Source organism: Vibrio sp. zbq_1, assembly GCF_043102935.1.
GTDB classification, from domain to species: domain Bacteria; phylum Pseudomonadota; class Gammaproteobacteria; order Enterobacterales; family Vibrionaceae; genus Vibrio; species Vibrio parahaemolyticus.
The window spans coordinates 1-12,517 of record NZ_JBICJH010000026.1 but is presented as its reverse complement, the minus strand read 5'-3'; the positions used below and the strand labels follow the sequence as shown (position 1 = coordinate 12,517).

The following is a 12,517-nucleotide window of genomic DNA, read 5'->3' as shown; positions in this document are numbered from 1 at the left end:
TGAGAGAGTAAAATGGAGTGTGTGAAGACATCGCTAGCGCCTAAAGGGAACAACATTACTCATGTCAACAGAAGGTGGGGTTGTTTCCGTGATTTGCTGGACGTATTCAAGCAATCGCTCGATTGGGATGAAGCGCTGCTTCTTGTTGTTCACTTTGATGCTTTTGGTTTGGCAATTGATATAGCTAGAAATCTCAAATGCCAGTGGCTGGCTTAAGCGAGCGAGATTTCTCTCCTCTAAGGTTTGCGTAACCCATTGGGCGGCGTCGGCTATATGGCCGTTAACACTCGGGTCGGTGTTTTTTATCCACTTCGTTGAGAACTGAATGTCATTGAGCTTTGATAGCAGTGTGGCGATGTCATAATGGCTAATTAAGCCGTTACTTTCCAAAGCATAAGTTTCCAAAGCTTCAACAAAGGCAAATTGCCACTCTATTTTTAACCGTTCAGCGAGTTCGTCGGGCGAGAAAATCATCCGATTGAGCGGAATAAAATAGGTGAAGCGGCTGTTGGCTTCGCAGACGATCAAAGTCTTCTATGAGGATTGGTAACGGTTTTCAATCAGGTGCACCTGCCAGCTCATAGTAGCGGCATCCGAGCTCAGTTTATTAACCCCGGCTTGTTTGCCCTCTTCCACTGGCAAACGAGGGAAATCAGCTTTCAGCCATTTGTTGAGTGCATTGGTAGCGCTGAGTTGAAGTTGCATAAAGAAATCCTAAGCTACTCGAAACAATGTTTAATAGTGCCAGCCACATGTATCGTATCAAGTTGCAAACTCCAATTGCTAATCAAGGATGAGAAGACCACACACCTCTAACAAGTTCAAAATCTTCATATTGAAGAGAGGCGTTATAAGAACTAGCTTTTGCTTGTAGCAAATCAATTGGCATCGGCGTAATCTCCGTCAACTCTTGAATCTGGTCAACAGCGCCTGGCTCTGAGAATCCTCTGTCGTAAATAAGCCCACCCTTCGCTGTAAATAAACCTCGAGAGTGTAAAAATCCCGAGTCTTTATCATCGGCGCAATACCAATACAGCTTAATGTTTTCAGGCATAGCTTCCTTAAACTCAACGAGAGCTTGCTCTGTTAGCTCCCAAGCAGGTTTTCTATCTTCTTCCGAAAAGACGTGAAACTCTACTTCACCTTTCTCACATAGCTTCATCAATTCCAATAGTGTCTTGCGGCTACCAGCTTTAGTTGCGCAAATATATGGATCGTAGATTGTTACCTTTTCTGCGCCAAAGAGAAGACCGGAAGCTGCACTTGCTAAAGACTCGGCTTCACGCGTGTAAAGAGATACATACGCAAAGTCCGCATCCTCCAAATCTAAAAGTGATGGAACAAATACAGGCAGATCATTGAAGGAGTCTTCAACCAACCGATGGAATAACTTAGCATCGTGGCTATTTCTAGCAGCCTCAACCCAACCTTCTCCGTCAAACGTTCTTCCAAATGAAACTAACTTGCTTGATTGTAAAGCTCTGAGCTTTTCAGTTGCTCTATCTAGTTTGGTTCCATCAAGTTCAGCATTGAGCTGCTGAGGGACTTCTCTAAACCAGGCTTTGGGAAAACGCGATAACACCGCTCCTTTCTCGTAGCCCATTCTTGCTTCCAGTATCACAAGATCCATCAAAGAATTAATTTGACTAGGCGCAACCGCAAACTCCAAATGCAACATCAGAACAACTCCTCCCTTCTTTCTTCAAAGAAGCCATTTGGCCAAGGTGCATCAAACTCACCCTCGTCAGTTGTTTTGATTGGAATTAAACGAGTTTTACCCTCGGATTGCTCACAGAAAACTATCTGTACATCACTTTTCTTACAACCAAATGGTTCGTATTCGATCTCTTCATCTGCGGTTTGGCGGCGACGTTTTAACAGCCTCAGTAACAAATGTTCGCTGTGGGTCTCAACCAAGAACATACGGTCAGGGTTTTTCTTAGTTGCCTCTAGCATCATATCCCCTAAGGCTAACTGCCACTTTGGGTGAATATGCAGTTCGGGTTGCTCGCACGATACGATATGGTCTTGCTCAAGCGATGTAGCAACTACAAAAGGAAACACTTGCGATACGCCGACACCAACGCTTGAAGGCAATAAAGGGATGTCAGTATGAGAGTCTTTAAGAATAACTGATTTTTCACTCAAACTTGCTTCGCCGTAAGCTGGAGACTCAAAGCAATAATTAGTGCCGAAGAACTGGCTACTGACGAACTTTTCATTAGTTTTAGCTTTTACCCTTTCACTCGAAAAGGCGAAGGTCTCCCAGCCCGCTGTTCCGTCATACCAACGCTGAGAGTTAGTCTTTTTGTTCAAAACGGTTGCTCGTGTTGGCACAATACGTAACGGCCCAATGTGAAGTAAGTCTTCAAGTTTTTTCACTAATAGTTTTAATGGTGCAAACGCAGCCTGTGATAAAACAGCTTCGGCAAACAACTGGGCAGCTAATGGGTGGTCTTCGAAAACATTAGACCAATCGAAAGGAGCATTAGATAGGTCAAGCCTCTTGTAGATATTCGGCAACGCATCTTGACCATTTATGGAGACATCTTCCCACTGGCCAGAATCAAAAAGATTTTCAACTTTAAATGATTCATCTACTTCCCAACGCGGTAATGGTTGATAGTGAGTAATTTGGCAATCTGGTCGACCTGCTTGAGCTGTTGTTTTGAAATACTCAATGCCGTGGCTTTTGCATACATATCGGCTGATGTACGCACGGTTTTTGGTATGGTCCCATTTAATATCTAACTCGAAGGATAAAATGTCAGCGTCTGAATCTGGTGTGAAGAATAGTGTACTCTCTAGCAACCAACGTTCAGACTCTGATAAATAATCATCCCAAATATCCGTTGTGCTATCTCTAAAATCCAAAGTTGCGCCAAGGGTTATAACTCCATTTAAATCCTTACCATGAACAATATTTTGAAAACCGCCAAAGTATAGTGAATCCCCGGCGATTGAGCTGTACTGCGCATCGAAATTACGTTTGGCGACCACTTCATACAGATACAGTAATGCATGTAAAACGGTACTTTTGCCAGTACTGTTCGCGCCAAAGAACAACGTAATGGGTGCGAGTGGAATCGTGGCTTTATTCTTAATACCTTTGAACCCACCAACGGTAAGTGATGTTATTTTCATTATTACCTAACCTTTGATCAAAAAAGAGGCATCCGAAGATACCTCTTAAATTTATAGTTGGCCTGAAAAGGCTTTTTGGGAAAGTGACTCAAATACATCCCTATTTAATAGAGGTTGATGAAGTTGAGTTTTAATCTTTTCAATCTTAATAAAAATCTGAGCAAATTTTTCCTGTAACTCAACAGGGGGAACTAACACTTCTACTTTTTCTAAGTTCTTTTGACTAATACCTTTGATTGTTGCGCCAGTAACATATTTTCGAATCTTATGCTCTTTCACTATTTCGTTTGACAGATAGGAAAAGAGGTACAACTTGTTAACTAACTGAGGGTTTGGTGTAATACGAATCAATGAACTTTCAAATAGTAATGGGGCATCGGAAGCTTCTATCAGAGATGGCTTAGCTGCTCCTTCGTAGTTCAAAGAACGTCGAGAAATCAATAGATCTTTGGCGTTTACTTCATACTTCTTAAGATCTGCATCACCAACTATTACGCGCTTCATTGAGCCTCTTGGGACGTAATCATAAAAAGCATCGCTCATATGAACCATCTCAACACCTTCCGTTGAATATTGGTCTTTAGGGAAATATGCCCCATTTTGAAACTTCCCTATTGCCAACTCGTCTAATGTACTAGTATCCCACCCTTTCGGATTTGACACCGGATCACCAAACATATCCAAAAACACGCTGCGTAAGAACTCATCGGCAAGGTCAATGGCTTGTGTGCGTTTCTGGCGAATAGCATCGGCTTTATCCAAAATGGCAGCGATGCGTTTTTGTTCGTCTAGTGGTGGGAGTGGGATTTGAACTTTCTTTAAACCCTGTCCCGTTATCTGCGGCTGTGCTGAACCCGAAATAACATCTGAAAAACCACGAGCTTTAAAGTAATAAAACAAATACTTTAGAAATACTTGACTTTCATCTAGATTGTCCAAAGCCATCGCATTTCCATTAATGTACGATTTCGGGCGTGAAATATGGACGTTCCCACAAGTAGCTCCACGACAAGTAATCATCAAAGTAGGATGTTCATGAGTAAACTCACTGTAATAGCCTATAGTGCCGTTTGCTCCATAAACTGGATATCCACTTTCAAGTAATTTACTTGAGGCTATAGTTTTCCATTGCTTCGGTCTGCATAAGTCATGCAGTGATACTAAAGGCCAACTCATAGCATCGACTCCAACTCAGTAAGATCAGCCAGAATCTCATTCTCTAGTGCTTTGAGTTTACCTAGAATCACTTTGGGTTCTTCATAGCTTTCTTGCTCATAGACCACTTCTTTGTAGCGGTTGATCGACAGGTCATATTTGTTCGCTTTGATGTCGTTTTTCTCTACCAAGAAGGCTTTTTGTGTTTTGTCTGCCCATTGTTCAGTTGACTGCCCATCGGCTACCGCCGCTTGGTAGGCTTTGTACTGCTTAACCAAGTCTGGCAGGTCATTGTCTTTGACTGGGATGCGCTTATCATCGAGCGACTTACCATCAGCCTGTACATCATAAAACCAAACGTTATTGGTACTGCCACCTTTGGTGAAAATTAATATAGCGGTTGAAACGCCCGCATAAGGCTTAAATACGCCACTTGGCAGCGAGATCACCGCTTCTAACTGGTTATCTTCAACTAGGTGTTTACGTAGCGTTTGGTGCGCTTTAGAGCTACCAAATAACACCCCATCAGGGACGATGGTGGCAGTGCGGCCGCCCACTTTTAGCATACGTTGGATCAGTGCGACAAACAGCAGTTCGGTCTTTTTGGTTTTGACCACTTTTAGAATCGCAGGATCGACATCTTCTTCATCTAAGCTACCCTTAAATGGCGGATTGGCGAGGATGATATCAAAACCGTTTTTCGCTTCATCAGGGAAACGCTCAATAAAACTTTGGCTTAGGGTATCTTGGTAGTGAATGTCTGGCTGTTTAACACCGTGCATCACCAAGTTCATTGCCGCAACGCGAAGCATTGTTGAGTCAAAATCAAAGCCATGGAACATATCTTCATCAATATGCCAACGGTTAGACAGTAAGTCACCTGCGTATAAGTAGTTAAACACCGGGTTACCTTGAACGTCGAGTACTGGCTTACCTTCAGTATCAAACGCTTGCTCTTTCTCTACACCTTCAGGCGATGAGTACTTTTCTAAAAGGTATTCGTAGGTCGAAGACAAGAAGCCACCCGTGCCACAAGCTGGATCACACACTCGGTGCGTTTCTTCTACATCGAGCATTTCAATCATGGCGCGAATAATATGGCGCGGCGTACGGAACTGACCGTTGATACCTGCGGTAGTCAATTTAGACAGCAAATACTCGTACAAGTCACCTTTTACATCCTTGTTTTCCAGTGGTAATTCACTCACTAGCTCAACCGCTTTCACTAACAGCGATGGCTTTTGGATCATTAACTGAGCATCTTTCATAAAGTCTGCAAACAGCGTGTCATCAGATGTGAGTTCTTTGAAATACGGAAAGAGTTCGTCTTTTACCAATGGGTAAAGCTGCTCTGCCCCAAGGTGGCGGAAGTTTTCCCAGCGGATGTGCTGCTTATCATCAGGGAATCTATGTGAGAATGCCTTACCTGTACGAGCACTACGTTTTTCGTCGTTACGCTCATTCATATCAAGCATGCGGGCGTACATCAAATATGTGATTTGCTCAACTACGGTTAGCGGGTTGGTGATCCCGCCTGTCCAAAATTCTTCCCATAGTTTGTCAATTTGGCTCTTCAATGCGCCTGATGTAATCATTATCTATTCTCTATATTCTTTTATGGCAATTGACGCTGGCAGTTTCACTATTTACCTGAAAAAGCAGCGACCAATGTAATTGGTTGTAGTGTACTTAGCCGGTTCCTTTTGCCAAAGGGTTAATTCACTACTTTCTCGACACTTGCTTGTTTCTCACCCAAATGGACACTAAAGCGGCGAACAAACTGTTCCACCACGTCCGCTTGCGCTTGGATTGGGAACACTCCATCTAAACCAGCATCATCGATTTGGTTGAATGGTGCGTCGTACAACTGCTCAATATCGACACTGCCATATCGGCAAAGGTGATTTTTTAGCATGCCGATAAATCGTTGTTGTCTTGAGTTAAGGTGCGTATGTACTTGCTGCACAAAGGCCGTGAACTCTTTCTCAATAGCTTTAGCGTCCATTCCAACGATGGTACGTAAGATTTGATCGAGCCCTGCTGTCGATTCAGGGAAGAACTCTTTCAAGATTTCCAGATCGACACTTGGGTTATGGGTATGTACAAGCGCATTGAGCGTATCTAAATCCGCTTCTGTTACCGATTGCCCCGCACGTATTTTCCGCAACACTTCGTTAGATTCAAACAGTGGTGAAAGCGTTTTTTCGACTTCCTGCTTATAGATCTGGTAGTCCACCGTCACAATATCGGTTTTCACTTCTTCAGTGCGATATTCAGCGGCTTCTTCTTTTACGTCCAATACTGGTGTTGGCTTAGTTGGCGGTGTCGCGCCTTTATCACGCAAATGAATAACCGTTCGCAGCTCGCTTCGGCATGTTTCTAAAACATTATGGTCAGCATCGTTCCAAAAGTTTGGCTGCTGCACCTGCTTGATAGAATTGGCCTTGCTGCGCACCTCGTTAAGGTGCATAGAAAGTGTGGTTACCTTTTCCATAATAGGCATCGCAACAATATCGACCTTGGAAGGCTGCTTGAGTTTGATGAGCTCTAACTCTAAGAATTGGAGATCAAGACGCAAAGCTTCACTCTCGCCAGTAATCGGCTTCCATTGCATTAGAGGTGCCATAGTGGATCGCAGTAACTCTTTGGTGTCTGGTGCCATTTGATGCAGAGTTTTCTCATCACTTAACTGCGCTTTGATTTGCCAGCTTTCACGCACCTCGATGGTTTTGTCGTTAAGCGAATCAATATCGGCTTTAATCTGCGGGATCACCGAATCGAAGATATCCATTTCTGCGCGTTTAAGTGCCTCATCAGCCAAATTTAGCCGCGCTTCAAATACCTTTTGCGCGAGAGACTTACCTTTTGCACCTTCATCTTCTTCTGGGTTCATTTTGAAGTATTCAAAGTTGTTCCAGTGGTCGAAAATTAAGAAATGCTTTTTATCTAAACCGTGACCGTATAGGTTTTCACACAAACGGGTGCCACGACCTACCATTTGCCAAAATTTCACTTTCGATTTGATTGGTTTAGCAAACACGAGGTTGATACATTCTGGTACGTCAATACCGGTATCGAGCATGTCGACAGAAACCGCAATGGTGATCTCTTCTTTGTTGCCTTCAGCACTTTTGAAATTGTCGATCAATTCATCCGCACGTTCATATTTGGAGTGGATGACTCGGCAAAAGTTACCGCCAAGGTCGGGGTACATTTCTCCAAACAAGTCCGCGATGAGTTCTGCGTGTTTTATGCTGCGGGCAAAGATGATCGATTTACCCGGTAATTGGTTATCGGCATCTTTAAGACCGCGCTCCATCAGGTTACGGATGATCTGGCGGTTGGTATCTTTATTAAAGATCGCTTTATCGACCAGCTTTGAATCAAAATCGAGCTCATTCGGGTCGATACCTTGATCCTCAAGCTCTGCTATCTGCTCATCAGTTAGCTCATTGCCTTTAATGCCATCACGTAAGAACTTGGTGGTATGGGAAACGACTTTGAAAGGAACAAGGTTACCCTCTTCTATCGCTTGCTCTAGCGGGTAGTTCGCTGTTGGCATTTTGTAGTCACAACCAAACAACTGGCTAGTCGAGCGAGAGATCATCTCAACTGGAGTTGCCGTCAAACCCACTTGCAGCGCATCAAAATACTTAAACAGCTCGCCATACTTGTTGTAGATGGAACGGTGCGATTCGTCGGCAATAATAAGATCGAAGTGACCGACATCGAACTCTTCGAAGGTTTGCATCATACCTGGGTAAGTCGCGATCACGATACGCGCTTTACTCGCGAGATCTTTTTTACTTTTTCCTTTAACGAATAGCGGCTCTTTGGTGAATTCATTAAATGCGTTCGCAGCTTGTTTGCGCAGCTCTTTACGGTCGCATAAGAACAGCACTCGCTTTGCCCAACCTGCATCAAGTAAACGCTTGGTCAATGCAATAGAAACGCGCGTTTTACCCGTACCTGTTGCTTGCACGATCAGCGCTTTACGGTGCTTATCGCTAAATCGTTCACATACACGAGTGATCGACTCCATTTGATAGAGTCGCCCTGCGACTTCTGTATCGATCGGTGTGCTGTTGAGATCTTTCTTCAGCGCACGCTGCTGGATCAGGTATTGCAGGCTGTCTTTAGAATAGTAGCCAAACAGTTTGCGTGGTACGTAACCCTGGACATCATCCCATAGCCAGATGTCATAGCCATTGGTATAGAAAATAACTGGACGTTGGCCCGTTTGTTTTTCTAACGCATCAGCGTAAATTTTGGCCTGCTCCTGCCCTGCTCTCGCATCCACTCGGGTTTTCTTCGCTTCGATAACTGCCAGTGGTTTGCCGTTGTCATCCCAAAGTACGTAGTCACAACGACCTTTGCCTGATTGAGTCGGCTGACCATCCACTTCGTACTCTTTTGATACTTGTTCGGTGCTTACTTCTGCCAGTGCAACGTCCCAGCCTTCACTTCTTAGCTCAGAATCGATTAGACGTTTACGAGTTTCCGCTTCGTTAAAGTCAAAGCTGTTTTTCAACTTGAGGGTGTTGCGCTTTAGCTTATCAGCTTTGGTTTGATCAACTTCCAACTTGAGCTTGCTAGCAGTCTGCTGGGCCAACAACTGGGCTTCTTTCGCCTCTTCAAGCTCTTTTAATGCCTGTGTAAGCTGCTCATTATTCTGGGCGAGCTTTTGCTGCAGCTGTTTGTTTTTGCGTTTAAAGTCCGCTTTAGACTCACCCTCTAACGGAGCATTATTAGGTTGAGTATAGCGAGGGCATTCTTCTTGGGAGCCATCGCCATAGGCGATGAAAAGCCAGCAACCAATTAGGTAAGACTCTTTGAGTAACCAGAGCGCATCGTGCTGATTGACATATCCGTCATGGGCAGCTTTGTTTCCGCCTTTGCGTACAGCGTGAAACTTATCAAGAATATCTTTATGAATGATGGCAGTAAACGAGGCACTGGTCAGCTTGTCGTGAACCGACGCATTCGGCAAAACAGGTAAACGTAGCTCTCGGTAAAGATAACCAACGATTTTTTCGACATAGCAACGAAGCTTAACCATTGAGCTTTGAGGATCAGTCACTGCATAAGCTTCGGCAAATGCGCCCAGTTCAGCCAGTTCTGGCCAGTCTTTTCTAAGATGTTCAAAGTTCACTGACGTTTTCACTCTTATTGTACTCCTGACCTCAATGAGCAATGGGTATGCCAACCCTGTTTAGCCTACTTGCTTATTCTTCAATACCTAATTTTGTCATCCAACCGCTTAACGTTTGATGACTCTTTAGACCTAGAGCTTCAGCTGCTTTGGATTTATTATTACGACTATACTCTAATGCTAATTCAACCGCATCTTTCTTAATATTATCAATATATTGCTGAATGTCTCCTGGTACAGAAAATTCACCCTGTGAATATTGGCTCATTCCCGCACTTAACACTGACGAACGGAGGTCTTCGGCAGAAATCGTATTCGATTCAGACCACAAAACTGCTCTATTTAAAGTATTCCAAAGCTCCCGAATATTTCCTGGCCATGGATAAGATTTTGCAAAATTTATTGCATCAGCGGAAATTTTCTTACTTTTGAACAGAGGATGTTTTTTAGCCTGTTGATTGATATCACTCATTAGTGTTGATATGAGTTCTGGAATGTCTTCCGCTCTTGCTCTAAGTGGTGGCATTTCAATAACCCCGACGGCAAGTCGGTAAAACAAATCTTCCCGAAAGGCTCCTTGCGATGTCATCTGAAACAAATCTTGGTGCGTGGCCGCAATAATGCGCACATCAACAACCTTAGATTTAACGTCACCGACTCTCGTAATTTCTTTTTGTTGCAACGCTCTAAGTAATTTAACTTGGACATTGAGTGGCAGCTCGCCCACTTCATCAAGGAACAAGGTGCCGCCATTTGCCTGTTCAAATAGCCCTGAGTGATCTTTATCCGCTCCAGTAAACGCCCCTTTGACGTGACCAAAGAGAATTGAGTCGACCAAATTCTCTGGTAATGCACCGCAGTTAACGGCTCTAAATGGCATTTCAGCGCGAGAGCTTGCATTGTGAATTGCTGTTGCCATGACTTCTTTGCCTGATCCACTTTCACCCAGTACGAGTGCAGGTAAATCAGATAATGCAAGTCTGTGAGCTTTTTTCACTAAAAGCTGCATGATGCCTGACTTTGCTGTTATAGCTTCAAAAGCGGGATTTAATTTAGGGCTGTCTGATGTTAGTGACTGTATAGCGCTAGTGGAGGATTTGGTGTATTCCGTCGCGAAATCGACAGGTATATCAACTTCAATTAACTCACCTTTGGGTGATGTTTGAAGTAACTGGCATTTCCCAATGCTCTTACCGAGCAAGACAGAAACAACAGCCATTGCTGGCGTTCCAGAAGTGAGGTTAAGATAAACTTGTTCAGAGTTAGAGGAAGCTTCACTCAGTTGTTTTTGCATCACCCGGGTTATAGATGAATAGTCTATTGGTGATGCCAATCGAACGCGTTGGATAGTCACTGAGGTCTTGGAGCGCCCTGCATAAGCTAGCTTTCTCTCCAACCACTCTTGATAGTCGTGCCATTCATCTTCCCATGTACTGGCAAGGATAATAATGCTATCTAGAGTTTTTCCGCTAAGAGCGATCGTTGCAATTGAAGCAGGCTTATCCTGCTTCATTTGATCAAGATCTGTCCTGCCAAGCCAACTGAGAAGGGTTACCATTTTTACGCCCGTAACTATTTTTACTTATGGCAATAGAGTTTACATCAATAGGTTGTTAGTTGATATTCAACTAAACACAATCGAGCAGTATGTCACAATGAATAAAATAGACGAACTGCGTGACATGAATCACATTTACGCACTTTATTCTGCTGTCACCCCAATTGTTACCCCCTCGGAATCTAGTTAGTGAAAATATCTTAACAATCATATATTTACACCTACATTTAAAGTCCCTCTTAAACAGTTTGTTAGCACTACATGATTGATGCTACAGCCTTTTCCCACAGTTCATTTGCATTATCAACTCGGAAAAATACGTCCTCAACACCACCGCCTGAACCATGAGAAATTTCCCATTTTGAAACTATTGGAGACATACCGACTAATGCACCTCCATCTGCTATATATCGCTTGTTTTTGTCATAAACACCATACGAGTAGGACAAGCTAGGATGTGATGATTGACTTTCTAAATCACGGGTTGGAACAACTGACACCATCAGTGTATGGCTACCACCACACTCGAGTGAGCACATGGGAAAGTAACTTTAAAATCTGGCTTCCAGTTATCAATAGCAACAGGGTTATACCACCATTGCCAACCTGCCAAATCAAAAAAAGAAGCCCAAATAGCTTCTAGTTCAGTATCGAATTCCAAACCATTGTAAATCGTTGTCATATGAACTCCTAAATTAACCTTGTAGTGCTAACGCCGCGTTAAGTGGTGAGCAACGCTACCACCCTACCTAATCTATTGTGCCGTAAACACTAAAGTTGATTCAAACCAAAAATGCCAAGCGTTGTGAATCCGTCTTAAACGCTTTGTTATACGAATCATTGTTGATAATAATTATCATTAGTGTTAAAATATATATAAGCCACTCATTAAACTGACGAGTCGGTCCTTTCCCTAAGTATATTCATTTAGACCTCTAGCACTGCGCTACCTAAAGCGAGAGCTACGTTTATCTGGATAAAACAAATTCAACTATACCAAGATGAACTGCGCAGATTAATAGCGAGGGCACTTCTACGTCTGAATTTTACCCAATCAATAATTACTAATAAGAGGAACTAATTTTGGCAGAAACAATACAATACGTCCTATTTTACCTTTTTCTACTTCCTTTCTTCTTTGCGAAACAATACAAAGATATATTTAACGACTATAAATCCCACTGCATTTATAGACCGACCAAAGCTTTTGAACGTTGTTTATTGCTATTTTCCCGTTCATACATTTCTTATTTTAAAATATATGAACATCGATTTTTTAATTTAATAGATAATGACTTAAACAACCTTATTTTTGCAAACATTGCTCTTTACATACTATTTTTTATGCTAATTAGGTTTTCAAATAATTCAAGATGATAAAAGTACAAAGCCCTGGGAGAATTATGCCTCGCCAGGGTCGTATAACGCCCTGTTAAGGTGTGAGCAACACAATGCCGAAGCTCCCGCATACCACCTTAATCACTTAAACCAACGCATGATGAAAATGC

Annotated in this window: 9 protein-coding genes; all 9 read right to left on the bottom strand. The window is 43.0% G+C overall.

Going from position 1 to position 12,517, the window contains the following annotated elements:
* Positions 1-33: 33 nt before the first annotated feature.
* The 9 genes from ACF8CV_RS12660 to ACF8CV_RS12620 all read right to left on the bottom strand — a co-directional run bounded on the left by ACF8CV_RS12660 (position 34) and on the right by ACF8CV_RS12620 (position 11,691).
* On the bottom strand, positions 34-528 hold the full coding sequence (locus ACF8CV_RS12660) for an amino acid adenylation (protein WP_206926130.1): 495 nt from the start codon (positions 526-528) through the stop codon (positions 34-36).
* Between the two features lie 6 nt (positions 529-534).
* Positions 535-705 carry a hypothetical protein gene (locus tag ACF8CV_RS12655; protein ID WP_206926131.1) on the bottom strand — a complete coding sequence of 57 codons (171 nt, stop codon included), beginning with the start codon at positions 703-705 and terminating at the stop codon, positions 535-537.
* 82 nt (positions 706-787) lie between these two features.
* Entirely contained in the window at positions 788-1,678 is an 891-nt protein-coding gene (locus ACF8CV_RS12650; protein ID WP_392417272.1) for a hypothetical protein, read from the bottom strand.
* Positions 1,678-3,144, bottom strand: coding sequence for an AAA family ATPase (locus ACF8CV_RS12645; protein WP_206926132.1), 1,467 nt, complete (start codon positions 3,142-3,144; stop codon positions 1,678-1,680). The genes ACF8CV_RS12650 and ACF8CV_RS12645 overlap by 1 nt, the downstream gene beginning before the upstream one ends.
* A 51-nt stretch (positions 3,145-3,195) precedes the next feature.
* On the bottom strand, positions 3,196-4,320 hold the full coding sequence (locus tag ACF8CV_RS12640; protein WP_392417275.1) for a restriction endonuclease subunit S: 1,125 nt from the start codon (positions 4,318-4,320) through the stop codon (positions 3,196-3,198).
* Positions 4,317-5,894: a class I SAM-dependent DNA methyltransferase gene (locus ACF8CV_RS12635; RefSeq protein ID WP_206926134.1), complete on the bottom strand. Its 1,578-nt coding sequence runs from the start codon at positions 5,892-5,894 to the stop codon at positions 4,317-4,319. Before ACF8CV_RS12635 ends, ACF8CV_RS12640 begins: the two co-directional genes overlap by 4 nt.
* A gap of 119 nt (positions 5,895-6,013) precedes the next feature.
* Positions 6,014-9,463, bottom strand: a complete 3,450-nt coding sequence (locus ACF8CV_RS12630) for a DEAD/DEAH box helicase family protein (protein WP_206926135.1) — start codon at positions 9,461-9,463, stop codon at positions 6,014-6,016.
* Positions 9,464-9,524: 61 nt separating this feature from the next.
* Complete coding sequence (locus tag ACF8CV_RS12625; RefSeq protein WP_140079436.1) at positions 9,525-11,009, bottom strand: sigma-54-dependent Fis family transcriptional regulator; 1,485 nt, start codon at positions 11,007-11,009, stop codon at positions 9,525-9,527.
* Positions 11,010-11,511: 502 nt separating this feature from the next.
* Positions 11,512-11,691, bottom strand: a complete 180-nt coding sequence (locus ACF8CV_RS12620; RefSeq protein ID WP_206383821.1) for a hypothetical protein — start codon at positions 11,689-11,691, stop codon at positions 11,512-11,514.
* Between the last annotated feature and the right edge of the window lie 826 nt (positions 11,692-12,517).

Excerpts from the sequence above, each read along its gene's own strand:
- ACF8CV_RS12645 (WP_206926132.1), bottom strand. The coding sequence starts at position 3,144 with ATGAAAATAACATCACTTACCGTTGGTGGGTTCAAAGGTATTAAGAAT.
- ACF8CV_RS12635 (WP_206926134.1), bottom strand. The coding sequence starts at position 5,894 with ATGATTACATCAGGCGCATTGAAGAGCCAAATTGACAAACTATGGGAA.
- ACF8CV_RS12625 (WP_140079436.1), bottom strand. The coding sequence starts at position 11,009 with ATGGTAACCCTTCTCAGTTGGCTTGGCAGGACAGATCTTGATCAAATG.
- ACF8CV_RS12655 (WP_206926131.1), bottom strand. The coding sequence starts at position 705 with ATGCAACTTCAACTCAGCGCTACCAATGCACTCAACAAATGGCTGAAA.
- ACF8CV_RS12620 (WP_206383821.1), bottom strand. The coding sequence starts at position 11,691 with ATGACAACGATTTACAATGGTTTGGAATTCGATACTGAACTAGAAGCT.
- ACF8CV_RS12650 (WP_392417272.1), bottom strand. The coding sequence starts at position 1,678 with ATGTTGCATTTGGAGTTTGCGGTTGCGCCTAGTCAAATTAATTCTTTG.
- ACF8CV_RS12640 (WP_392417275.1), bottom strand. The coding sequence starts at position 4,320 with ATGAGTTGGCCTTTAGTATCACTGCATGACTTATGCAGACCGAAGCAA.